Origin of the sequence: Haemophilus sp. Marseille-P9675, assembly GCF_916862695.1 — a bacterium.
GTDB lineage: Bacteria > Pseudomonadota > Gammaproteobacteria > Enterobacterales > Pasteurellaceae > Haemophilus > Haemophilus haemolyticus_K.
Map to the genome: position 1 here is coordinate 437793 of NZ_CAKASP010000002.1, position 23223 is coordinate 461015.

The following is a 23223-nucleotide window of genomic DNA, read 5'->3' on the forward strand; positions in this document are numbered from 1 at the left end:
AATGAAAAAGTATTTATTATTAGCATTACTGCCTTTTTTATATGCTTGTAGCGACTCTCCGAACCGCAGTATTAATTACGATGAAGCCTTTGCAAAAGATACACAAGGTTTAGACATTCTTACTGGACAATTCTCACATAATATTGATCGTATTTGGGGTGTAAATGAATTATTAGTTGCCAGCCGTAAAGATTACGTAAAATATACCGATTCTTTTTATACACGTAGCCACGTAAGTTTCGATGAAGGTAATATTGTCATTGAAACACAACAAGACCTTAATCGCTTACATAATGCAATTGTTCATACGTTATTAATGGGAGCAGATGCAAAAGGGATTGATTTATTTGCCTCAGGTGACGTTCCCATTAGCTCTCGTCCGTTTCTTTTAGGACAGGTGGTAGACCACCAAGGCCAGCAAATTGCAAACCAATTTATTGCAAGTAATTTTGCAACTTATTTGATCCAAAATAAATTACAAACACGCCGCCTACAAAATGGTCATACCGTGCAATTTGTTGCAATTCCTATGATTGCAAACCACGTGGAAGTCCGCGCTCAGAAATATTTACCATTAGTTCGTAAAGCATCTGAACGTTATGGCATTGATGAAAGTCTGATCTTAGGTATTATGCAAACAGAATCAAGCTTTAACCCTTATGCAATTAGCTATGCAAATGCTATTGGTTTAATGCAAGTTGTTCCACGCACTGCGGGCCGTGATGTATTTGCTATGAAAGGGAAAAGTGGGCAGCCATCAGAGCGTTATTTATACGATCCAGCAAATAATATTGATTCGGGCGTCTCTTATTTATGGCTTCTTCAAAACCAATATTTAGATGGAATTACCAATCCAACATCAAAACGCTTTGCTATGATTTCTGCTTATAATAGTGGTGCAGGTGCGGTGTTACGTGTATTTGATAATGATAAAGATGAAGCGATTTATAAAATCAATCAAATGTATCCGGAACAAGTTTTCCGCATTCTGACAACCGCTCATCCATCTGCTCAAGCACGAAATTACCTATTAAAAGTAGATCAAGCACAGAAAAAATTCCGCGTAAGACGATAATACAGCCCTTTAATCATAACTAAATGCTCGTTGAACCATTTCAACGAGCATTTTTTTATAAAAAGATGATTGTAAAATAAATAAGCAAATTATAAATTTTAGTTGTTTTAATAAACACTTTGATGATTAACTATCCAAACAAAACAGTTTTTTCATTTTTTTTAAATTTAGTTATTGACCGGCTCTCGAAAAAATAGTTTAATACGCTCCGTTGTCAGGCAGCAGCCGATAATGATAACGCCTCGATAGCTCAGTCGGTAGAGCAGGGGATTGAAAATCCCCGTGTCGGTGGTTCGATTCCGCCTCGAGGCACCATTTCCTCCTTAGTTCAGTCGGTAGAACGGTGGACTGTTAATCCATATGTCGCAGGTTCGAGTCCCGCAGGAGGAGCCAAATTCTAAAAAGCCGCTAAAGAAATTTAGCGGCTTTTTGCTATCTTTTATTTTTTAAGGGTATACAAATGAAAAAATTTTTTGCGTTTATGGGCCTTGCTGTATTTGCCTCTTCCACTTTTGCAACAAATCCTATTAATCTTCGTGACGAAATGATGATTATGTCCCAACGTTTAGTATTAGCATCAAAAGCCTCTTCATCAGAAGAATTCCAAAATAACATAAGCGCATTTATTAATGCTGCCGAACACTCAAAAGTAACCATGCCGACAAAATGGAACGGAGATCAATCTCAATTTCCTGGTTATCAACAAGGTATTCAAAAAGTGATTGATGTAGCCACAGAGGCCTCTAATTTAGCTAAAGAAGGCAAACTTGATGCGGCTAAAACAAAGCTATATGAAATGTCAGAATTACGACAAATGTACCATAAGTTATATAAGTAATAAAATGTAACGTTTTATTATAAAAATTCACCGCACTTCTCTTGAAATCCCCCCTATAATGGTGTTAAATCAATACATATTATGGGGTTATATATCTAAACTATGTGTCAATTACTCGGAATGAACTGCAACACACCAACGGATATCGTCTTTTCTTTTGAGGGATTTCGTCGTCGTGCAGGGTTAACAGATTGCCATTCTGATGGCTTTGGTATCGCTTTTTTTGAAGGGCGTGGCGTACGTGTTTTTCGTGATAATCATCCTGCAAGTAACTCGCCTATTGCAGATTGCGTCAAACAATACAAGATTAAATCACTAAACGTTATTGCTCATATTCGTAAAGCAACTCAAGGTGATGTTAATATCGAAAACACCCATCCTTTCATTCGTGAAATCTGGGGGGAGAACTGGGTATTTGCGCATAATGGTAATTTAAAAAATTTACCTGATATGAGTAACTACTTTTTACAACCTATTGGTTCTACTGATTCTGAGGCTGCTTTTTGTTATTTAGCAGAATATCTCAAAAATACCTACCGCCAAAAACCTAGCGAAATGGAAGTTTTTGAGGCAATTCAAAAAGTGACAAAAGAGCTAGCTCAACACGGTACGTTCAACTTTATTTTATCCAATGGTGAATGGATGATTGCTCACTGCTCCACTAACCTGCATTATTTAATGCGAAAAGCGCCTTTTGGAAAAGCACATCGTATTGATGACGACGGCGTCATTGATTTTAGCGATTATGCGAAAGAGGGCGATAAGGTAAACATCATTACAACCTTTCCACTTACCAAAGATGAAACCTGGACAAAAATGGAAAATGGCGGATTTGTTTTTTTTAAAAATGGAGATAAAATCGCTGAAGTCATCGGTACACCCAAAGCAGCAATTGATGATGGCACATTAGGTAATAGAACAATCTAACTATTTTCTAGTCAGAATAAAAGTGCGGTTAAGTTTCATTGATTTTAACCGCACTTTTATTTTGTCCTATATACCTTTATTTTTATTACTGAAGCGTAAAACTAATCGGCACATTTAATCCCGAAGGAAATCCAGCAGGTCTTGCACCAACAGGGCTCGCACTATTCACCGCATCAAGCGCCGCATTATCTAAACTTTCATCACCGGATGACTGAGTTATATGTGCACCAGTTAATGAACCGTCACCCGAAACATTAAAGGATACGCTGACTTTACCCTGTTTACGCATCATTTTTGCCCTAGTTGGATAACGTTTATGACGTTCAATTTCACGGCGAATTGCTGAACGATAAGCGGCTATTTCACTCGAATCAGTCCCTGAACCAGCTACTTGAGCATTGCTATTAGCTGTACTCGTTGTTGTCGCTTTTGCATTAGCATTCGCAGTAGAATCAATATTTTTATCACCCTTTGGTAAATCTTTATTAATAGGCTTATCTTGAGGTTTAAGCTCTTTCTTAGGTTTATCCTTTGGTTTTTCTTTAGGCTTTTCCTTAGGCTTAGGCTTTTCTTTTTCTGGCTCTTTAATTTTTTTAGGCTCAGGCTTCACTGTGGGATCTTCCACAACCTCTTTCTTCTCCGGCTCAGGTTCTTTCTGCATATTTTGAGGCTCAGGTGCAGGCTCTTCCATAACCATTCCCTGCACCATTTCCATAGAAATGCTCGTTGCAATGTCTCCTGCAGCATTATTGGCGCTATCACTTGGTTTATTCCAAGTCCATAAAAGTAAACCAACAATAATGCCATGTACCAATAAAGAAACTAGCAAACCTAAGAGCGAACGTTTTGTTTGCTGCATAATGATTCCTTAAGGTGCGGTAGAAATAGATTGAGTAGAGACGGGAGCCCGGCCACTTTTTCCCTGCCCTTTGTCTTTCATTGAAACAATCGCAACATTTTTAATATCATTTTTAGCAAGCATATCTGTGATTGTTACAAAATCCTGAAAAGATGCTTCTGCATCAATCTTCAAGGTGACTTTCTGATCCTTATTCCAGCGTGCAACCTCAGCCTCAAGAGCCTCTTGCGAAATAGGTTTATCATTAAAATAGAGTTGTTTATCCGCTGTAACCGTTAATAATTTAGCGAGATCATCAGATTTGAATGCCACAGCAGTACTCGCCTTTGGCACATTTACTTGAATTTTACCTTGAGAAATAAATGATGCTGTAATCAAGACGACAGCAAGTAACACCAACATAATATCGATAAAAGGGATAATGTTGATTTCATCAAATTTTTTCACAGACTATTCCTTATCTTTTGGTTCGTTTAACACTTTCCATTTCAAACGATTAACTTCTACCTTACGTCCTAAACCGTTATAAAATACCATAGAAGGAATTGCGACGAGAATCCCTAATGCTGTTGCTTTTAACGCAAGTGAAAGATGCATCATAATAATGCCTGCATCAATATCACCACCACCGTGGCCAATTTGATAAAAAGTAAGCAAAATTCCGATAACCGTTCCTAGTAATCCAACATAAGGCGCATTAGCTCCAATTGTTGAAATCGTGGTCATGTTACGATTCAAATCAATATCTAACTCATGAATAGTTGAGTAATGTGCAACATTAACTTTACGTAAAAAAATATAACGCTCGGTTACCATTGCTAACATCGTCACACTCATCAGTAGCAGTAAACCAATAATGATAAAATCACTGTATTGTTGTAAAAAATCAAAAAGCTGTAACATTTTTCTGTCCTTATTATTTGAGAATTTTATTGGAAATATAATTGAGAATGAATTTCAATTGTAGAGAATTTTAGCAAAGCTAGGATTAGACGTAAATATGGAACTAAAAAATAATGCTTTTTTACCGCACTTTACATAAAGCGCGGTAAGTTTTGAAAAAGGTTTAAAGATTTTTAAGATAATCTACGATAACTTGGTGATGAACTGTAGTTTTAAATTTATCAAATACATGCATAATTTTTCCATTTTCATCAATTAAAAAACTGACTCTATGAATACCGTCATAGGTTTTTCCCATAAATTTCTTCTCCCCCCATACGCCAAACATTTCTGCGACTTGATGATCAGGATCTGAAAGTAGCGTAAAATTAAGTGCTTTTTTCTCAATAAATTGCGCCAATTTTTTCGGCATATCTGGGCTAATCCCCAATATAACAAGCCCTAATTCATCTAACTCAGACTTGCTATCACGTAATCCACATGCTTGACTCGTACACCCTGGGGTAAGTGCTTTAGGATAAAAATAGACAAGCACTTTTTTCCCCCTAAAATCACTTAAAGAAATAGGACTTTCTTGTTGATTCAATAATGTAAAAGCCGGTGCTTGGTTTCCCGCAATCAATCTATTCATAAAAGACTCCTTTGAAAAAAAAGATTTGCAAATTCAAGCCATTTTAGCGACTATAGAGAGCTATACCAAATAATAAAATCGAAAAGATAAACGGAGGTTCTATGTCAGCTCAAAATCCTTTATTTTCTGGCAGTATTGTGGCTCTTGTCACACCAATGAATAACTATGGCGAAATTGATTTTGCTTGTTTAGAAAAATTAGTTGAGCATCATATTGATGCCGGATCTAATGCGCTTGTTTCTGTAGGAACAACCGGTGAATCTGCCACATTAAGTATTGAAGAAAATGTAAAGGTTATTGAGAAGACAGTAGAATTTGCGAAAGGACGTATTCCAATTATTGCGGGGGCTGGCGCAAACGCTACTAGTGAAGCAATAACGATGACAAAATTATTACGCGATAGTGGTGTCGCTGGTTGTTTATCTGTCGTTCCTTACTATAATAAGCCGACTCAAGAAGGTATGTACCAACATTTTAAAGCCATTGCTGAATGTACCGATCTGCCACAAATTCTTTACAATGTACCAGGACGTACTGGTAGTGACATGAAACCTGAAACAGTTGCTCGTTTAGCCCAGATTAAAAATATTGTAGGTATTAAAGAAGCAACAGGCGATGTAAGTCGTGTAACAAAAATTAAAGCACTTGCTGGTCAAGATTTCATTGTTTTAAGTGGCGACGATGCAACTAGTTTAGAAGCAATGAAATTAGGTGCTGAAGGGGTTATTTCCGTTACTAATAATCTTGCCTCAAAAGATATGGCTGATATGTGTCGTTATGCACTTTCAGGTGATTTTACTAAAGCCGAAGAAATTAATGCTCGCCTGATACGCTTACACAATGATTTATTTATTGAATCCAATCCAATACCAGTTAAATGGGCAGCTTATCGTTTAGGTTTAATTAAATCTCCTCACTTACGTTTACCGCTAACCATATTAAGCGAAAACGTTCAACCCAAAGTAGAAGAAGCATTAAAATTTGCGGGATTATTATAAATAAAATAAGGGGCAGAACATTGTCCCCATATTTTTATTATCGCAAAAGTATTATTGATTTTTCGTTTATTTTATAGGATTCTAAACATGAAAAAAATAATATTAGGTTTGGCTGCAATTGTTGTGCTAAGTGGTTGTTCATCTGATCCAGAAAAGCTAAAAACCGCTAATGATACATTCCAAAAATCAGAAGCCAGTATTCCAGGTTTCTCTCCATTAGCAACAGGAGGCGTTAACTTACCTGTTGCAGACAACACTTATGCATTACCTAATATTGCCTTCAAAAAAGGGGAAAATATCGATATCCGTCCACCATCAACACCATTAGCAATTATTCAAAATTCATTAACACAATTTGACGGTGAACGAGCCCTTATAGTATATCCAGAAGAACAAACAAGCATCTATAATTTAAAGCAAGTTGAACGTCTACTGAAAGAAGAAAATATTTCATCCACTGTTCAGGATAGTGTTTTAACGACGGATTGGTCACCAACTGATCGTATTGGAGATAAAAATGTCGAAATTAAATATCAAATAGAGCATGTTACCGATCGCCGTTCTAGTGCACTTGCCGTATCGGTGTTACAAACACGTCGTGATGGTATCATCTTCACACCAAGTGTGTCTGAAAAACAGCGTTATACCTCTGATCGTCTGAATCGTCTCATATATGCATTAACATCAGCTTATACAAAACAACAGCAAGATTTGTCTAACGCTTCTGTCGGGGCTATTTCATCACACATTATTCAAGATCTAAATGGTCAAATCGCTTTAGCAATGAATACGACATTTAACCAAGCATGGGAAAAATTAGGCTATGCCTTACCTAAAGTGGGTTTTGCGATTAAATCTGAAACCTCTGGCAGAGGATATCGCGAATTGAAATATTCCTCTTTAAATAAAGAAGACTGGCTACGCTTAGGTATCGAATCCCCCAAAATAGATAACGGTATTTACAATATGCAAATCTCGGATCATGGCAAACAAAGTTCAATGGTTATCTCTGATGAAAAAGGGCATTCACTTTCAGGAAATGATGCAAGAAAGATCTATCAGGCGATAAGTAATATGATATCAAGATAAAGAAAAACCGCACTTTAAAGTGCGGTTTTATTTTTCATTTTTTTCTAGCTAAAAATTACGCTAATTTTTTGATTTGTGCAGCTAATTTAGATTTGTGGTTTGCTGCTTTGTTAGCGTGGATTAAGCCTTTAGAAGCCATACGGTCAACAACTTTTTGCATTTCAACGAATGCTGCTTCAGCTGCTGCTTTTTCACCTGCTGCTACTTGAGCATATACTTTTTTGATGTAAGTACGCATCATAGAGCGTTGGCTTGCGTTGTGTTGGCGGCGTTTTTCAGATTGAACCGCGCGTTTTTTTGCTGACTTGATATTAGCCAAGGTCAAACTCCTAAAATTTCTGTTGATTGATAGACAAAATAAAGGGCGTCAATATGCCGATTTTTTATACTTTTGTCAATGAAAAATTTGTGTTGATTTCGGTGAGACACAACCGAAAGTAAGTATCGTTATTTTTACAAGCTCTTTCAATATGGGCTCACACAAACGATGTGTGGCGGATTTTATCAGTTTTTTTTCACGGAATATAGCGTAAAAACAAAATTTCTATACAATTAGGCAAAAATTTTAGGGTAGAGAAGAATATTTTGAGTAAACGACTTTTAAAATCTAGCATTGTTGTTAGTTCTATGACTTTATTATCAAGAGTGTTAGGTCTTGTGCGCGATGTAGTTATCGCGCATCTCATTGGTGCAGGTGCTGCGGCGGACGTTTTTTTATTTGCTAATCGTATTCCAAATTTTCTTCGTCGTTTATTCGCTGAAGGGGCTTTTTCACAGGCTTTTGTCCCTGTTCTCGCAGAATATCAAAAATCTGGTGATATTAATAAAACCCGAGAATTTATTGGAAAAGTTTCTGGTACCCTTGGGGGATTGGTTAGTATTGTTACGATCCTCGCGATGATTGGTTCACCTGTCGTTGCCGCTTTATTTGGGATGGGCTGGTTCACCGATTGGATGAATGATGGCCCTGATGCGCATAAATTTGAACAAGCTTCCCTTTTACTTAAAATAACTTTTCCTTATTTATGGTTTGTTACTTTTGTGGCACTTTCTGGTGCGGTGCTTAACACGATTGGGAAATTCGGCGTGATGTCCTTTTCACCAGTGTTATTAAATATAGCGATGATTGCCACCGCACTTTTCCTTGCACCACAAATGGATAACCCAGATCTTGCACTCGCTATCGGGATTTTTCTTGGCGGATTATTACAGTTTTTATTCCAAATTCCATTTATGAAACAAGCCGGTTTACTAGTGAAACCCAAGTGGGCTTGGCGGGATGAAGGCGTAACCAAAATTCGTAAATTAATGATTCCAGCTTTGTTCGGGGTTTCTGTAAGTCAAATTAACTTGCTACTTGATACGGTTATCGCTAGTTTCTTAATGACTGGCTCTATTAGCTGGTTGTATTATTCCGACCGCTTACTGGAATTTCCTCTTGGTTTATTTGGCATTGCGATTTCTACCGTAATTTTGCCAACGCTTGCTCGCCACCATGTTAATCGTGAAGGCGATTCAGCTAAAAGTGCGGTTGATTTTCGTAATACAATGGATTGGGGCGTGCGAATGATTTTATTACTTGGCGTTCCCGCAGCCATTGGTATTGCTGTATTGGCTCAACCGATGTTACTTACGCTCTTTATGCGTGGAAATTTCATGCTAAATGATGTTCATGCCGCCTCTTATTCTTTATGGGCATTTAATGCGGGTTTACTTAGCTTTATGTTGATTAAAATCCTCGCTAATGGCTATTACGCCCGACAAGATACCAAAACACCAGTAAGAATCGGCATTATTGCCATGGTGAGTAATATGGGCTTTAACTTATTGGCGATTCCTTTCAGCTATGTAGGATTAGCCATTGCTTCAGCAATGTCGGCAACCCTTAATGCCTATTTGCTCTATCGCGGCTTAGCCAAAGCCGATGTCTATCATTTTTCACGTAAAAGTGCGGTCTTTTTTGTCAAAGTTTTATTGGCTGCCATCGCCATGGGGGCAGCAGTTTGGTATTACGTGCCTGAAATTAACCAATGGGCGAAAATGGATTTCTTCATGCGTGTTTATTGGCTTGTTTGGTTGATTGTATTAGCCGCAATAGTTTATGGCGCAACGTTGATTTTATTAGGCGTTCGAAAGCACCATTTGCTGACAAAAAACTAACTTCTCGCTATAATGCCGAAATTCTCTTATTTTTATGGATAAGCACATGCAATTAATTCGTGGGCTTCATAATGCAAATCGTGTTTTACAAGGTTGTGCGCTAACGATCGGCAACTTTGATGGCGTGCATTTAGGGCATCAAGCAGTCCTTCGCCATTTGCGTCAAAAAGCTGACGAATTAAATTTACCCATGGCGGTATTGTTATTTGAATCACAGCCACGCGAATATTTTATGAGAGAAAATGCGCCCGCGCGTTTAATGCGTTTGCGTGACAAAATTTATTATCTAGAAAAGGCTAAGGTTGATGTTGTAATTGTGGCGAAATTTGACCGCACTTTTGCCGAACAACCAGCTGATGTTTTTATTGAACAAACGCTTGTTAATCATTTACATGTGAAATTTTTAAGCATTGGCGATGATTTCAAGTTCGGTTCAAAACGCCAAGGCAATTTTGCAATGTTGCAAGCAGCGGGTAAGCGTTTCGGTTTTATTGTTGAAGATAACCGTAGCTTTTGTCTAGATGAACAGCGAATTAGTAGTACGGCAATTCGCGAAGCGTTAGCGAATGATAACTTACAACTTGCAGAAAATTTACTCGGTAAACCTTATCGTATTTTCGGGCGTGTGATCCATGGTAATAAGTTAGGCAGAACAATAGGATTTCCAACGGCAAATATTCGTTTGCATAGACAAGTAAATCCAATCAAAGGTGTTTATGCTGTAAAAGTGCGGTTAAAATCTGGTGAAATTTTTAACGGCGTAGCAAACATTGGAAAACGCCCAACTATAAATGGATTAATGCAATTATTAGAAGTTCATTTATTTGATTTTTCTCAGAATATTTATGGCCAAATGGTGGAAGTCGAATTCTGCCACAAGATTAGAAACGAGATTAAATTCCCGTCTTTTGACGATTTGAAAGTGCAAATTGAGAAAGACGTAGAAACAGCGAAAGCGTTTTTTAACAGTTAATTTTAAAATGTAAAAATTGGAAAATAAAATGACAGTCGATTACAAAAACACTCTTAACCTACCGGAAACCAGCTTTCCAATGCGCGGTGATTTAGCTAAGCGCGAACCTGATATGTTGAAAAATTGGTACGAGAAAAATCTTTACCAAAAAATTCGTGAAGCGAGCAAAGGCAAAAAATCTTTTATTCTGCATGATGGTCCTCCTTATGCGAATGGTAACATTCATATTGGTCACGCAGTAAACAAAATTCTAAAAGATATTATTATTAAATCCAAAACAGCATTAGGTTTTGATTCTCCTTATATCCCGGGCTGGGACTGTCATGGTTTGCCAATTGAATTAAAAGTAGAAGGTTTAGTAGGCAAACCAAACGAGAAAATTACGGCGGCTGAATTCCGTCAAAAATGTCGTGAATATGCCACGGAACAAGTAGAAGGTCAGAAAAAAGATTTTATCCGTTTAGGTGTGTTGGGCGATTGGAATAATCCTTATTTAACGATGAACTTCGACACCGAAGCAAACATCATCCGTACACTCGGTAAAGTGATTGCGAATGGCCATTTATACAAAGGTTCAAAACCAGTGCACTGGTGTTTGGATTGTGGCTCTTCTTTAGCAGAAGCAGAAGTGGAATATGAAGACAAAGTTTCTCCGTCTATCTATGTTCGTTTCCCAACAGTAAGTGCGGTTGAAATTGAAGAGAAATTTAACGCAGTAGGTAAAGGCCATGGCAAATTATCTGCGGTGATTTGGACAACCACACCTTGGACAATGCCATCTAACCGTGCAATCGCGGTAAATGCAGAATTAGAATACAACCTAGTCCAACTTGGCGATGAGCGTGTGATTTTAGCTGCTGAATTAGTGGAGTCCGTAGCGAAAGCGGTGGGCGTAGAACAAGTTGAAATTTTAGGTTCAGTAAAAGGTCAGGCGCTTGAGTTAGTACGCTTTAACCATCCGTTCTATAATTTCACTGTACCAGTAATTTTAGGTGATCACGTGACCACTGATGGTGGTACGGGTTTAGTACATACCGCGCCAGATCATGGTTTGGACGACTTTATTGTAGGGCAAAAATATAATTTACCAATGGCGGGTCTTGTATCGAATGACGGTAAATTTATTTCAACGGCTGAATTCTTTGCAGGCAAAGGTGTATTTGAAGCCAATCCATTGGTTGTTGAAAAATTGCAAGAAGTGGGCAACTTATTAAAAGTTGAGAAAATCAAACACAGCTACCCACACTGCTGGCGTCACAAAACCCCGATTATTTTCCGTGCGACTCCTCAATGGTTTATCGGTATGGAAACACAGGGTTTACGCCAACAAGCATTAGGCGAAATCAAACAAGTTCGCTGGATTCCTGATTGGGGTCAAGCACGTATCGAGAAAATGGTTGAAAACCGTCCAGACTGGTGTATTTCCCGTCAACGTACTTGGGGCGTGCCGATGACCTTATTCGTGCACAAAGAAACTGAAGAACTTCATCCGCGTACTTTAGAGTTACTTGAAGAAGTGGCTAAACGTGTAGAGAAAGCTGGTATTCAAGCATGGTGGGATTTAGACGAAAAAGAATTATTAGGTGCGGACGCAGAAACCTATCGCAAAGTGCCTGATACCCTTGATGTATGGTTTGACTCAGGATCAACCTATTCTTCTGTTGTGGCGAATCGTCCGGAATTTAACGGTCAAGATATCGATATGTATTTAGAAGGTTCTGACCAACACCGTGGCTGGTTTATGTCTTCTTTAATGCTTTCTACGGCAACAGACAGCAAAGCACCATACAAACAAGTATTAACCCATGGTTTCACTGTGGATGGTCAAGGCCGTAAGATGTCAAAATCTATCGGTAACATCGTGACACCACAAGAAGTAATGGATAAATTCGGTGGTGATATTTTACGTTTATGGGTCGCTTCTACCGACTATACGGGTGAAATGACGGTTTCTGATGAAATCTTAAAACGTGCAGCGGACAGCTATCGTCGTATTCGTAACACCGCACGTTTCTTATTAGCGAACTTAAATGGTTTTGATCCAAAACGTGATTTAGTCAAACCAGAAGACATGATTAGCCTAGATCGTTGGGCGGTAGCTTGTGCATTAGATGCGCAAAAAGAAATCAAAGATGCCTACGATAACTATCAATTCCACACTGTGGTACAACGTTTAATGCGTTTCTGTTCGGTAGAAATGGGGTCATTCTATTTAGATATTATCAAAGACCGTCAATATACAACCAAAGCAGACAGCCTTGCTCGTCGTAGTTGTCAAACTGCGTTATGGCATATTGCGGAAGCATTAGTTCGTTGGATGGCACCGATTTTATCTTTCACTGCCGATGAAATTTGGCAACACTTGCCACAAACCGAAAGTACTCGTGCAGAATTCGTATTTACTGAAGAATTCTATCAAGGCTTGTTTGGTTTAGGCGAGAATGAAAAATTAGATGATGCTTACTGGCAACAACTGATTAAAGTTCGTTCTGAAGTGAACCGCGTATTAGAAGTTGCGCGTAACGATAAAGTGATTGGCGGCGGTTTAGAAGCAGAAGTAACCGTTTATGCTAATGACGAATATCGTGCATTGTTAGAACAATTAGGCAATGAATTACGTTTCGTGTTAATCACCTCAAAAGCTGAAGTGAAAGCATTAGCAGACAAACCAGTGGATGTGGCTGCGGATGAGTTAGAAGGTATTGCGGTAAGCGTAGCCCGTTCAAATGGTGAAAAATGTCCACGTTGCTGGCATTATTCTGACAAAATTGGGGGAAATCCCGAACATCCTACACTTTGTCCACGTTGTGTAGAAAATGTGGCGGGTAATGGTGAAGTGCGCCATTTTGCATAATTAAATTCGTTGTAAAACATAAAAGTGCGGTTGATTTTAACCGCACTTTTTTACTTTTGTACAAAAGGAAGTAGAGATGATGTTAGGAAAAGAAATGATTCGCTCAAAAACAATATGGTTTTATCTCTTATTGCTTGTTTTCTCCATTTTTACCAATATGGGGTTGGGTAATGTATTAAGTGAGAATATTCCCGTTTCAGATTACGCAATTTTATTTATTATCACGGCGATTTCTTTTTATTTCACCCCTTGGATTGGGCGAATATTAATCACCGTATTATTCCTCAGTGCGCTATTTTATTGCTCTGCAGGTTTTTTCTATGGTATTCCATCTTTGGGTATTATCGCTTCTGTTTATGAAACGAATATTAATGAAACTTTGGAATACTATACAACCATTCCTTTTTGGATATTTTTATTTCAAGCTACTTATCTCATTCTGTTTGTTGCTTTAATGAAATTAAGTTTTCATGCTAAACAACAAGCATTTAAATGGCTAAATACGGCTGTTATCAGCCTATTATTAGTTTTTTCTTACAATCAATTTTCTGATTGGAACTATGCGTATAAATTCCGTTTTTATCCTGTTCTGTTTTACTCAGAATTTGATCGTATGAATGATCTGTATTTAGAACAACGAGATTTTCTAAATCAATCCGTTAATGCGCCTTCTCAATGGGATATTCAATCTTTCACGCCAAAGTATAAAAATTATATTTTGATTATCGGTGAAAGCATGCGAAAAGATTATATGTCGTTATATGGCTTTCCATTGAAAACCACGCCATTTTTAGAAAGTGTGAAAGGCACAGTTTTTGAAAACTATTATTCTGCGGCACCAAATACGCAACCGTCTTTACAACGCACCTTGTATCGAGCAGAAAAAGGGGAAACGGTTTATACAGATAATATTATTTCTTTAGCCAAAAAAGCGGGCGTGAAAACCTATTGGATTTCTAATCAAGGCAAAATTGGGGAATTTGATACGATGGCCTCTCGTATTGGTCAAAGTGCAGATGAAACGATTTTTATGAAACCGTTAGGTTATAACTCTAAAAAAGTTTATGACGATGAAATGTTACCTGTATTAGATAAAGCCTTAAAAGAAAATATTACGAATCCAAAATTAATTGTGATTCATTTAATGGGCTCACATCCCGCCTTTTGTGAGCGTCTTCCATACGAGGTTAAAAATTATTTTATTAATCAATCTATGTCTTGTTATTTAGAATCGATTAAATATACCGATCAGTTTTTAGAAAAATTAAATTCACAATTGGTAGCACAAAATGAGCCCTATTCGGTGATTTACTTTTCTGATCATGGGCTTGCTCATTATGAGGATTCTAAAGGTTTATCATTGCATCCAAATAATCTTTATAAACAAGATTATGAAATTCCTTTCGTTATGTTTTCGAGTGATAGCCAAAAGGTAGAAAAAATAAAAACGCCACAATCTGCATTTAATTTTGTTTATGGTTTTGCTGATTGGATGGGAATTAAGGAAAAACATTTACAAGACGTGGATTTTTTCCGTCCTGAAAAACAGGAAATTAAGGTATTTGATTGGAAGAAAGTGGTGAATGTTAAAGAGTTAGCTGATGATCCAGCAAAATTACCAGAAGCCGTTCAGTAAATGAGATCGTGCTTTATCATTTATCGGCTTATGCTAGAATTGACGAAATTTTTTTAAAAGGGAAATATTATGTCCAAAAAATCAGGGCTTTCATTTTTATGGTTAAGTGCGGTCGCTTTCGTGATTGATTTGCTCACTAAATATATTGTGGTGCAAAAATTTGATTTGTATGAAAGTGTTAATGTGTTGCCTGTTTTCAATCTTACCTATGTTCGCAATTATGGCGCGGCATTTAGTTTCTTAGCGGATCATAGTGGCTGGCAACAATATTTCTTTATTTTGTTAGCGTTGGCTATTTCTGGCATGTTGGTTTATTTTTTAGCAAAAAATAATGCTCAACAAAAAATCCAAAATTCTGCTTATGCACTCATTATTGGAGGGGCGTTAGCGAATATGGTGGATCGCGCTTACAATGGTTTCGTCGTGGATTTCTTTGATTTCTATTGGGATATTTACCATTATCCAGTGTTTAATATCGCCGATATCGCCATTTGTATTGGCGCAGGTTTGTTGGCATTGGATGCTTTTAAGAGCGAAAAGAAAAAAGTACAAGATAAACAAGCAGAAAAGTGCGGTCAGAAATGAAGATAATTTTAGCGAATCCACGAGGATTTTGTGCCGGTGTAGATCGTGCCATTAGCATTGTTGAACTAGCCTTAGAAATTCATGGCGCTCCGATTTATGTTCGTCACGAAGTGGTGCATAACCGATTTGTTGTGAACGGATTGCGTGATCGTGGTGCGATCTTTGTGGAAGAATTAGGCGAAGTACCTGATGGCGCGATCGTGATTTTTTCTGCGCATGGTGTATCTCAAGCTGTTCGACAAGAAGCGAAAGATCGTAATCTCAAAGTATTTGATGCAACCTGTCCTTTGGTAACAAAAGTGCATATGCAAGTTGCTCGTGCAAGTCGAAAGGGAACAAAAGCGATTCTGATTGGGCATAAAGGGCATCCTGAAGTTGAAGGCACAATGGGGCAGTATAGCAACGAAGATGGCGGGATTTTCCTGATTGAAAAAGTAGAAGATATTGCACGTTTGCCGATGCAAGAAAATGATGATTTAACCTTTATGACGCAAACAACTTTATCGCTAGATGATACAGCAGAAACTATTGCTGCATTAAAGGAAAAATATCCCGCTATTCAAGGTCCACATAAAAACGATATTTGTTATGCGACAACCAATCGTCAAGAAGCGGTGCGAGAATTGGCAAAATTATCTGATTTGGTATTGGTAGTTGGTTCTAAAAATTCATCAAATTCAAATCGCTTAGCTGAATTGGCTTCTCGTATGGGGGTTAAATCACAGCTTCTTGATGATCCTTCCGATATTCAAGCTGATTGGTTTAATGATGTGAAAACCATTGGGATTACAGCCGGCGCGTCTGCACCCGAAGAATTAGTTCAATCGATTATTTCCCGCTTAAAAGAGTTTGGTGCGAATACCATAGAAGAACTACAAGGTTTAGAAGAAAATATGTTCTTTGAGGTTCCAAAAGAGCTGAGAATAAAAGAAGTTAACTAATCTTAAGGGCTTGTCGTAAATGATAAGCCCTTTGTTTTTTCATTCAAATTAAGAATTTTTGCGATCTGAATCGCAAAAGTGCGGTAAGAATCTTGAGCGTTTTCTTGAAAGCATAAAAAATGGCTGTGTTGATATGCTCATCAACATGTTCATATTATAAAAGGAAACCTCTATGAAATTAATGAAAACATTATTTACTTCGGTGGTATTGTGCGGGGCTTTGGGTGCGTCTTCAGCTTTTGCTGAGGAAAAAGCTGCGGAGCAGGCTGTTCAACCTGTTGTAGCAACTCAAACTGAGGCTCAAGTTGCACCGGCTACTGTGAGCGATAAATTGAATATCAATACGGCAACCGTTAGTGAAATTCAAAAAGCCTTAACAGGAATCGGTGCTAAAAAAGCAGAAGCGATAGTGCAATATCGTGAAAAACACGGTAATTTCACGAGTGCTGAACAACTATTAGAAGTGCAAGGGATTGGTAAAGCAACACTTGAAAGAAACCGTGATCGAATCACCTTTTAATTTTAAAACCGCTTATAGATGCCCTGTTTTACAGGGCTTTTTTATTGTGCACTTTAAGCCATTTTTGCATTTGTTCAATTTCCGCTTGTTGTGCGTGAATAATATTCTCAGCAAGCTTACGCATCTCTGGATCTTTTCCGTATTTTAATTCAACTTCCGCCATTTTTACTGCGCCAATATGGTGTGGCAACATACCTGCTGCAAAAGCAACATCAGGATCTTGATATTGCATAGCAGCCATCATGTCCTGATGCATTTGAGTCATACCTTGCATTAATTCTTGTTGCATTGCAGAACCTGTCGGCATTGGCATATTCATGTGTGCTTGATGCGGTTGTTCATTAGCTTGGGCACAAATTGAAACTGCAGCAGCGCTAAGTGTGATAAAAGTCATAAGTTTTTTCATGTTTTTCTCCTATGTGATAACTGAATGAGCGCGAATCGTAAACCTTGACCTAAGGTTAAAGTCAATATTTATTCCGAAAATTTTTGGTGAGATATTAAAATAAGACAATATTTGATATGAGGGACAGAATTACGAAGCAAAGATTTGTACTTGCCACGGGCAATAAAGGCAAAGTAAAAGAAATTGTAGATGTATTAGCTGATTTTGGTTTTGAAGTCATTGCTCAGACAGATTTAGGCATTGAAAGCCCAATCGAATCACCTTTTAATTTTAAAACCGCTTATGAATGCCCTGTTTTACAGGGCTTTTTTATTTTTTCAGAAAATGTAGAAAGTTTATTTCTTTTTAAAAATCCGTTGGCAATCTTAGTAAATTTTAATACACTAAAAAGCCTAGTCGGGGTGCAATATGCTGAGATCATACCCGTGAACCTGAAACAGTTAATACTGACGTAGGAAACTAGGAATACAACCTTATCTCCTTCCCGTCATTATTGCTGCCTTTTGATATAAATAAGGATGTAATAATGAAACTTCTTAAATTAACCTTAATTTCTACCGCACTTTTTTCTACCGAGGCATTAGCCCAATCACAGCAAAGTGTTAGCGTATATAGCTATGATTCTTTCACTTCTGAGTGGGGAGCCGGTCCAAAAGTAAAACAAGATTTTGAAAAAGCGCACCCACAATGCGCTATTAATTTTACGCCTTTTGAAAGTGGTGGTGTGTTACTCAATCGAGTTCGTTTGGAAGGAAAGAAAACCAAAGCAGATATTGTGCTAGGTTTAGATAACTTTGTTTTAGAACAAGCTGAAAAAACAGGTATTTTCGCGCCAAATAAAGTGGATTTAACTCAACTGGATTTACCAACAAAATGGACGAATGAAACATTTTTGCCTTTTGATTTCGGTAACTATGCTTTTGTGTACGATAAAACTAAATTACAAAACCCGCCGAAAAGTTTGAAAGAATTGGTTGAACGTCAAGATATCCGTGTAATTTATCAAGATCCTCGCACCAGCAGTGTGGGTCGTGGTTTATTGGTTTGGATGAATGCCATTTACCCTGCCGATAAAATTCAATCTGCTTGGAAATCGTTGGATAAGCATACGGTAACAGTGGGTAAAGGCTGGTCAGATACTTACGGTGCATTCTTAAAAGGCGAAGCGGATTTAGTGTTAAGTTACAGCACATCACCACTTTATCACCAACTTTTTGAGAAAAAAGATAATTATGCAGCGACAGATTTTTCGGAAGGGCATATCACTCAAGTGGAATTAGCGGCTCGAGTCGCCAACCATCCAAATCAATGTGCGGATGATTTTATGGCATTTTTAATCTCACCTACGGCACAAAAACATATTGTGACAGCCAATATTATGTTGCCAGTCATTCAAGGTGAAATTGAACCGCACTTTGATGCACTTAAAGCTCAACAAAAAACTCAAACTCCAATTAATCCAATGGTGAATGCGGAACACTTAAAAAATTGGATTAGCACTTGGCAAACTACATTAACAAAATAGTTTGATGTTGTCGTTATTTCATTATCCACAACTCCGCCCTCGTCATTATGTGGGCGGCGTTGTTGTTATTAGCTTTATTACTCTTTTTTATGGTAGCGCATTAAGTTCGATCTTTGCATTGGGCGATGAGTTACAATGGAAAACTTGGTTCACGGATGATTACCTACAGCATCTAATTCTTTTCAGTTTTGGACAAGCCTTACTTTCTACCGTTTTATCTATTTTTTTTGGTCTGCTTCTCGCTCGAGCATTGTTTTATCAAACCTTCTCAGGAAAAAAGTGGCTATTAAAATTAATGTCGCTAACTTTCGTCTTACCTGTTTTAGTGGCAATTTTTGGTTTGATCGGCATTTATGGTTCAAGCGGTTGGTTAGCTTGGTTTGCTAACCTTTTTGGAATGCAGTGGCAGGGACATATTTACGGACTTTCGGGAATTTTAATTGCCCATCTTTTTTTCAATATCCCGCTCGCAGCGCAGCTTTTCTTACAAAGTTTGCAAAGTATTCCTTATCAGCAACGTCAGCTTGCTGCGCAACTCAATTTACAAGGTTGGCAATTTGTTAAATTAGTGGAATGGCCTGTTTTTCGTCAACAATGTTTGCCCACATTTAGCTTGATTTTTATGCTTTGCTTCACCAGTTTTACAGTTGTTCTTACGCTAGGCGGTGGGCCTCAATATACAACATTAGAAACAGCAATCTACCAAGCGATTTTATTTGAATTTGATCTGCCAAAAGCAGCACTTTTTGCCATGTTGCAATTTGTATTTTGCTTAATTTTATTCAGCTTGACATCGCGTTTTTCACCTTCTAATCAAAATGGCTTGAGTAATAGCCATCCTTGGTTTGAGAAACCTAAAAGTGCGGTCAAAATTTTCCATGTTTTTGTCTTACTTCTTTTTGTATTTTTCCTTTTTTCGCCAGTATTGAATATTCTTATCAGCGCATTGAGTTCACCAAGTTTGCTCACTGTTTGGCATAATTCTCAACTTTGGCGTGCGTTAGGTTATTCTCTTTCTATTGCACCATTATCTGCATTGATTGCATTAATGATGGCGATTGCCTTACTGCTTTTATCACGCCGTTTAGAATGGTTACATTATCAGAAAATTGCTCAATTTATTATTAATGCTGGAATGGTGATTTTGGCAATCCCGATTTTAGTACTCGCAATGGGGCTATTTTTATTATTACAAGAGCGGGATTTTTCAAATGTTGATTTGTTTGCCATAGTTGTATTTTGCAATGCATTAAGTGCAATGCCTTTTGTTATACATATTTTGAGCGCACCTTTTCATAACAATATGCGTTATTACGAAAATCTGTGTAATAGTCTGGGAATTTTGGGCTGGCAACGTTTTTATCTGATTGAGTGGCAAACTTTACGTGCACCATTGCGCTATGCTTTTGCTTTAGCCTTGGCGCTATCGTTAGGGGATTTTACGGCTATTGCGTTGTTCGGCAATCAAGAGTTTACTTCTCTACCGCACTTGTTATATCAGCAGCTAGGTAATTATCGTAATCAAGATGCAGCTGTAACGGCAGGGATTTTATTATTGCTTTGTGGAGTATTGTTTGCCTTTATTCACACACATAGGGATGCCAATGATTTATCTAAATAATGTGATTTTGAACGATAAAACCTTACCGATGTGCTTTAATTTGAGCGTAAATGCTGGCGAACGTGTCGCAATTATTGGTGAAAGTGGGGCAGGGAAAAGTACGTTATTGAATTTAATCGCTGGATTTGAATTTCCTCATCAAGGAGAAATTTGGTTAAGCGATAAAAATCATACTCGTAGTGCACCTTACGAGCGTCCGGTTTCCATGTTATTTCAAGAAAATAATTTATTTCCCCATTTAACCGTACAGCAAAATCTTGCGTTGGGTTTAAAGCCCTCTTTAAAATTAACAGCACTTGAACAGGAAAAAATTGAACAGGTCGCTTGTTCTGTAGGATTGGGCGATTATTTACAACGTTTACCGAATTCTCTTTCTGGGGGGCAAAAACAGCGAGTGGCATTGGCTCGTTGTTTGTTGCGAGATAAACCCATCTTGTTATTAGATGAGCCTTTTTCCGCATTAGATCAGAAACTTCGTGTAGAAATGCTTGCTTTAATTGCCAAACTTTGTGATGAGAAACATCTGACGTTGTTACTTGTTACTCATCAACCATCGGAATTAGTTGATACGATAGATCGAGTATTGTTGGTGGAAAATGGTCAGATAAGTCAATTGCAAAAAGAGACGTAAAATTATATAGATTTTATAACCGATGAATTTATTCAATAGCTATCGATACTAGCCTATACACTGAATGAATATAAGATACAAAAATGCGGTGATTATTCACCGCACTTTCAAAGGAAAAATATGTTAACTGAAAAACTACAAATTAACTCCATTACACCACATCCAAGCGTTGAATATTGGTCTGTTTGCAAAGTTGAGGCGTTATTTGAAACGCCATTTTTGGAATTGGTTTACCGTGCTGCGCAAGTTCATCGCAAGCATTTTAATCCTCGAGCGATTCAGTTATCCACGTTAATGTCTATCAAAACGGGGGGATGTCCAGAAGATTGTGGTTATTGCCCTCAATCAGCCCGTTATCATACTGGCGTACAAAATCAGCAATTATTAGATGTTGATGAGATTGTTGCTAAAGCAAAAATTGCGAAAGCGCGTGGAGCGGGGCGTTTCTGTATGGGCGCAGCTTGGCGAGGCCCTAAGCCAAAAGATATTGAGAAAGTCACAGAAATTATTAAAGCAGTGAAATCGCTTGGTTTAGAAACTTGCGGTACTTTTGGTTTATTGCAAGACGGTATGGCAGAAGATTTAAAAGAAGCTGGTTTAGATTATTACAATCATAATCTTGATACAGCGCCAGAACATTATGCAGAAGTGATTGGTACTCGTCGTTTCGATGATCGCCTTAGCACGTTAGGAAAAGTACGCAAAGCTGGATTAAAAGTGTGTTGTGGTGGCATTGTGGGGATGAATGAAACTCGCAAAGAACGGGCAGGGTTAATCGCGAGCCTTGCAAATCTTGACCCGCAACCTGAGTCAGTGCCGATTAATCAACTCGTTAAGGTTGAAGGTACACCGTTAGCCGATGCGGAAGAATTAGATTGGACAGAATTTGTGCGAACGATTGCTGTTGCACGTATTACCATGCCAAAAAGTTATGTTCGCCTTTCTGCAGGCCGTAGTGGTATGAGTGAAGAAATGCAAGCAATGTGTTTTATGGCTGGTGCAAATTCGATTTTCTATGGTGATAAATTACTTGTCACGGGCAATCCAGAAGAAGATGGTGATCAGTTATTGATGGCAAAATTAGATTTAGAGCCAGAAAATGAGGAAAATAAAAAGTAGTAGTTTGCGTTAGATAGCTGAGAAATTAAGTATTAATCTACTCTTTTCTTTATTTCTATATATCATAATACTTTTCCAGTAGCCAATAACAATTCGCACAAAACGTCAATTTTTAGGCTCTCTTATAAAGCTCTATACTTCACAAGCCCTTAAAAGGGCTTGTGAGAATTGACAATCTATCTAATTATTTTCTTACCTTCCCTTAAAGAGAGCAAAAACATATGAATATATGTCTGGCATTATACACGCTCCAATTATCTCATATTCTTATAGACATATAACCGTTCGAATATTTGCCCTATATCTAATCTTCACCTTCTATAAATTGGTTTTCTCCTGCTTACTTTTCTTATGTACTTCGGAATAAAAACAATATGATACTTATCATTCCATTTTGTAAGTTATAGACTCCAGTCGTCATTAACTTTACTTACTATTATAATCGTCCTATATGTTGAATTTTGGTTGTCAGAATTGTTCATTATATAGCAAGGATTTTTCCTGTTAATCGCTTAAGCTATTTGACTCCATATGCATAGCGTATGTTTTTTATAGCCAAACGAAAATATGGCTATAAAAATAGAAAAACCAGCCTTTAGACTGGTTTTTTTATCTTTTATTTTATTCTCTATTCTGCTTTGCTTTATTCTATCTTATCTACTTCAAATAAATAGTTGTTAGTTAAAATCCATAAACAAAAACCCCAGTAGTTCAACTGGGGTTCTTCTGTTTTTATTTTATTTTATTTTATTTAATTTAGCTTTGTATTTAGTAACCTGGCGGTGCCCTACTCTCACATGGGGATGCCCCACACTACCATCGGCATTACAGCGTTTCACTTCTGAGTTCGGTATGGTGTCAGGTGGTTCCACCGCACTATCGCCGCCAGGATAATTCTTTGATAACTTTTATTCTAACTTCTATCTATGTTC

General features: G+C 37.7%; 22 protein-coding genes, 2 tRNA genes, 1 rRNA gene and 1 riboswitch. Of the genes, 18 read left to right on the plus strand and 7 right to left on the minus strand.

The window, feature by feature from the left end; all coding sequences use genetic code 11:
- Position 1 precedes the first annotated feature (1 nt).
- The 5 genes from mltC to LIX50_RS05750 all read left to right on the plus strand — a co-directional run bounded on the left by mltC (position 2) and on the right by LIX50_RS05750 (position 2840).
- Positions 2-1075, plus strand: a complete 1074-nt coding sequence (gene mltC, locus LIX50_RS05730) for a membrane-bound lytic murein transglycosylase MltC (protein ID WP_048952711.1) — start codon at positions 2-4, stop codon at positions 1073-1075.
- 239 nt (positions 1076-1314) lie between these two features.
- Positions 1315-1390, plus strand: a tRNA-Phe gene (locus tag LIX50_RS05735).
- 2 nt (positions 1391-1392) lie between these two features.
- Positions 1393-1468: transfer RNA gene (locus LIX50_RS05740), tRNA-Asn, on the plus strand.
- Between the two features lie 67 nt (positions 1469-1535).
- Entirely contained in the window at positions 1536-1913 is a 378-nt protein-coding gene (locus LIX50_RS05745; RefSeq protein WP_048952710.1) for a cytochrome b562, read from the plus strand.
- A 102-nt stretch (positions 1914-2015) separates the two neighbouring features.
- Positions 2016-2840 carry a class II glutamine amidotransferase gene (locus tag LIX50_RS05750; RefSeq protein ID WP_048952709.1) on the plus strand — a complete coding sequence of 275 codons (825 nt, stop codon included), beginning with the start codon at positions 2016-2018 and terminating at the stop codon, positions 2838-2840.
- A gap of 85 nt (positions 2841-2925) precedes the next feature.
- On the opposite strand, the gene LIX50_RS05755 is transcribed toward LIX50_RS05750, so the two are convergent.
- The 4 genes from LIX50_RS05755 to bcp form a co-directional block, all read right to left on the minus strand.
- Positions 2926-3699 (minus strand): TonB family protein, encoded by a 774-nt coding sequence (locus tag LIX50_RS05755; protein WP_048952708.1) that lies wholly within the window; start codon positions 3697-3699, stop codon positions 2926-2928.
- A gap of 9 nt (positions 3700-3708) precedes the next feature.
- On the minus strand, positions 3709-4146 hold the full coding sequence (gene exbD, locus LIX50_RS05760) for a TonB system transport protein ExbD (RefSeq protein ID WP_065265468.1): 438 nt from the start codon (positions 4144-4146) through the stop codon (positions 3709-3711).
- A gap of 3 nt (positions 4147-4149) precedes the next feature.
- Positions 4150-4602, minus strand: coding sequence for a TonB-system energizer ExbB (gene exbB, locus LIX50_RS05765; RefSeq protein ID WP_048952706.1), 453 nt, complete (start codon positions 4600-4602; stop codon positions 4150-4152).
- 163 nt (positions 4603-4765) lie between these two features.
- Positions 4766-5233, minus strand: a complete 468-nt coding sequence (bcp, locus tag LIX50_RS05770) for a thioredoxin-dependent thiol peroxidase (RefSeq protein ID WP_048952705.1) — start codon at positions 5231-5233, stop codon at positions 4766-4768.
- 101 nt (positions 5234-5334) lie between these two features.
- Between bcp and dapA the strand changes: the two genes are divergently transcribed.
- Positions 5335-6231 (plus strand): 4-hydroxy-tetrahydrodipicolinate synthase, encoded by an 897-nt coding sequence (gene dapA, locus LIX50_RS05775; RefSeq protein WP_048952704.1) that lies wholly within the window; start codon positions 5335-5337, stop codon positions 6229-6231.
- A gap of 87 nt (positions 6232-6318) precedes the next feature.
- Entirely contained in the window at positions 6319-7320 is a 1002-nt protein-coding gene (gene bamC, locus LIX50_RS05780) for an outer membrane protein assembly factor BamC (protein ID WP_048952703.1), read from the plus strand.
- A gap of 55 nt (positions 7321-7375) precedes the next feature.
- Here the strand turns inward: bamC and rpsT are convergent, their stop codons facing one another.
- Positions 7376-7639, minus strand: a complete 264-nt coding sequence (gene rpsT / locus LIX50_RS05785; RefSeq protein WP_005548279.1) for a 30S ribosomal protein S20 — start codon at positions 7637-7639, stop codon at positions 7376-7378.
- A gap of 266 nt (positions 7640-7905) precedes the next feature.
- On the opposite strand from rpsT, the gene murJ reads away from it, so the two are divergent.
- From murJ to LIX50_RS05820, 7 genes are all read left to right on the plus strand, one after another.
- Complete coding sequence (gene murJ, locus LIX50_RS05790) at positions 7906-9480, plus strand: murein biosynthesis integral membrane protein MurJ (RefSeq protein WP_048952702.1); 1575 nt, start codon at positions 7906-7908, stop codon at positions 9478-9480.
- A gap of 46 nt (positions 9481-9526) precedes the next feature.
- On the plus strand, positions 9527-10453 hold the full coding sequence (gene ribF / locus LIX50_RS05795; RefSeq protein ID WP_048952701.1) for a bifunctional riboflavin kinase/FAD synthetase: 927 nt from the start codon (positions 9527-9529) through the stop codon (positions 10451-10453).
- Between the two features lie 28 nt (positions 10454-10481).
- The gene (gene ileS, locus LIX50_RS05800; protein ID WP_226385910.1) at positions 10482-13307 is read left to right on the plus strand and encodes an isoleucine--tRNA ligase; all 2826 of its coding nucleotides are present in this window, start codon (positions 10482-10484) and stop codon (positions 13305-13307) included.
- Positions 13308-13383: 76 nt separating this feature from the next.
- Positions 13384-14943: a phosphoethanolamine transferase gene (locus LIX50_RS05805; RefSeq protein WP_048952699.1), complete on the plus strand. Its 1560-nt coding sequence runs from the start codon at positions 13384-13386 to the stop codon at positions 14941-14943.
- Positions 14944-15012: 69 nt separating this feature from the next.
- A complete protein-coding gene (gene lspA / locus LIX50_RS05810; protein WP_048952698.1) occupies positions 15013-15528 on the plus strand; it encodes a signal peptidase II in 516 nt (171 codons plus the stop codon).
- Positions 15525-16469, plus strand: coding sequence for a 4-hydroxy-3-methylbut-2-enyl diphosphate reductase (gene ispH / locus LIX50_RS05815; RefSeq protein WP_048952697.1), 945 nt, complete (start codon positions 15525-15527; stop codon positions 16467-16469). The genes lspA and ispH overlap by 4 nt, the downstream gene beginning before the upstream one ends.
- A gap of 172 nt (positions 16470-16641) precedes the next feature.
- The gene (locus tag LIX50_RS05820) at positions 16642-16989 is read left to right on the plus strand and encodes a ComEA family DNA-binding protein (protein WP_048952696.1); all 348 of its coding nucleotides are present in this window, start codon (positions 16642-16644) and stop codon (positions 16987-16989) included.
- Between the two features lie 28 nt (positions 16990-17017).
- Here the strand turns inward: LIX50_RS05820 and LIX50_RS05825 are convergent, their stop codons facing one another.
- A complete protein-coding gene (locus tag LIX50_RS05825) occupies positions 17018-17395 on the minus strand; it encodes a DUF305 domain-containing protein (RefSeq protein WP_048952695.1) in 378 nt (125 codons plus the stop codon).
- A 387-nt stretch (positions 17396-17782) separates the two neighbouring features.
- A riboswitch (TPP riboswitch) is annotated at positions 17783-17870 on the plus strand.
- Between the two features lie 51 nt (positions 17871-17921).
- Here LIX50_RS05825 and thiB point away from each other — a divergent pair.
- The 4 genes from thiB to bioB all read left to right on the plus strand — a co-directional run bounded on the left by thiB (position 17922) and on the right by bioB (position 22291).
- The gene (gene thiB, locus LIX50_RS05830; RefSeq protein WP_048952694.1) at positions 17922-18920 is read left to right on the plus strand and encodes a thiamine ABC transporter substrate binding subunit; all 999 of its coding nucleotides are present in this window, start codon (positions 17922-17924) and stop codon (positions 18918-18920) included.
- 4 nt (positions 18921-18924) lie between these two features.
- Positions 18925-20541, plus strand: a complete 1617-nt coding sequence (gene thiP, locus LIX50_RS05835) for a thiamine/thiamine pyrophosphate ABC transporter permease (RefSeq protein WP_048952693.1) — start codon at positions 18925-18927, stop codon at positions 20539-20541.
- Entirely contained in the window at positions 20525-21172 is a 648-nt protein-coding gene (gene thiQ / locus LIX50_RS05840; protein ID WP_048952692.1) for a thiamine ABC transporter ATP-binding protein, read from the plus strand. Before thiP ends, thiQ begins: the two co-directional genes overlap by 17 nt.
- A 120-nt stretch (positions 21173-21292) precedes the next feature.
- A complete protein-coding gene (gene bioB / locus LIX50_RS05845) occupies positions 21293-22291 on the plus strand; it encodes a biotin synthase BioB (protein ID WP_048952691.1) in 999 nt (332 codons plus the stop codon).
- 774 nt (positions 22292-23065) lie between these two features.
- On the opposite strand, the gene rrf is transcribed toward bioB, so the two are convergent.
- Positions 23066-23181: ribosomal RNA gene (gene rrf / locus LIX50_RS05855) — 5S ribosomal RNA — on the minus strand.
- Between the last annotated feature and the right edge of the window lie 42 nt (positions 23182-23223).

Excerpts from the sequence above, each read along its gene's own strand:
- bcp (WP_048952705.1), bottom strand. The coding sequence starts at position 5,233 with ATGAATAGATTGATTGCGGGAAACCAAGCACCGGCTTTTACATTATTG.
- bioB (WP_048952691.1), top strand. The coding sequence starts at position 21,293 with ATGTTAACTGAAAAACTACAAATTAACTCCATTACACCACATCCAAGC.
- thiP (WP_048952693.1), top strand. The coding sequence starts at position 18,925 with ATGTTGTCGTTATTTCATTATCCACAACTCCGCCCTCGTCATTATGTG.
- ileS (WP_226385910.1), top strand. The coding sequence starts at position 10,482 with ATGACAGTCGATTACAAAAACACTCTTAACCTACCGGAAACCAGCTTT.
- dapA (WP_048952704.1), top strand. The coding sequence starts at position 5,335 with ATGTCAGCTCAAAATCCTTTATTTTCTGGCAGTATTGTGGCTCTTGTC.
- lspA (WP_048952698.1), top strand. The coding sequence starts at position 15,013 with ATGTCCAAAAAATCAGGGCTTTCATTTTTATGGTTAAGTGCGGTCGCT.
- LIX50_RS05825 (WP_048952695.1), bottom strand. The coding sequence starts at position 17,395 with ATGAAAAAACTTATGACTTTTATCACACTTAGCGCTGCTGCAGTTTCA.
- LIX50_RS05755 (WP_048952708.1), bottom strand. The coding sequence starts at position 3,699 with ATGCAGCAAACAAAACGTTCGCTCTTAGGTTTGCTAGTTTCTTTATTG.
- ispH (WP_048952697.1), top strand. The coding sequence starts at position 15,525 with ATGAAGATAATTTTAGCGAATCCACGAGGATTTTGTGCCGGTGTAGAT.
- bamC (WP_048952703.1), top strand. The coding sequence starts at position 6,319 with ATGAAAAAAATAATATTAGGTTTGGCTGCAATTGTTGTGCTAAGTGGT.
- LIX50_RS05820 (WP_048952696.1), top strand. The coding sequence starts at position 16,642 with ATGAAATTAATGAAAACATTATTTACTTCGGTGGTATTGTGCGGGGCT.
- thiQ (WP_048952692.1), top strand. The coding sequence starts at position 20,525 with ATGATTTATCTAAATAATGTGATTTTGAACGATAAAACCTTACCGATG.
- LIX50_RS05805 (WP_048952699.1), top strand. The coding sequence starts at position 13,384 with ATGATGTTAGGAAAAGAAATGATTCGCTCAAAAACAATATGGTTTTAT.
- LIX50_RS05750 (WP_048952709.1), top strand. The coding sequence starts at position 2,016 with ATGTGTCAATTACTCGGAATGAACTGCAACACACCAACGGATATCGTC.
- mltC (WP_048952711.1), top strand. The coding sequence starts at position 2 with ATGAAAAAGTATTTATTATTAGCATTACTGCCTTTTTTATATGCTTGT.
- ribF (WP_048952701.1), top strand. The coding sequence starts at position 9,527 with ATGCAATTAATTCGTGGGCTTCATAATGCAAATCGTGTTTTACAAGGT.
- LIX50_RS05745 (WP_048952710.1), top strand. The coding sequence starts at position 1,536 with ATGAAAAAATTTTTTGCGTTTATGGGCCTTGCTGTATTTGCCTCTTCC.
- thiB (WP_048952694.1), top strand. The coding sequence starts at position 17,922 with ATGAAACTTCTTAAATTAACCTTAATTTCTACCGCACTTTTTTCTACC.
- exbB (WP_048952706.1), bottom strand. The coding sequence starts at position 4,602 with ATGTTACAGCTTTTTGATTTTTTACAACAATACAGTGATTTTATCATT.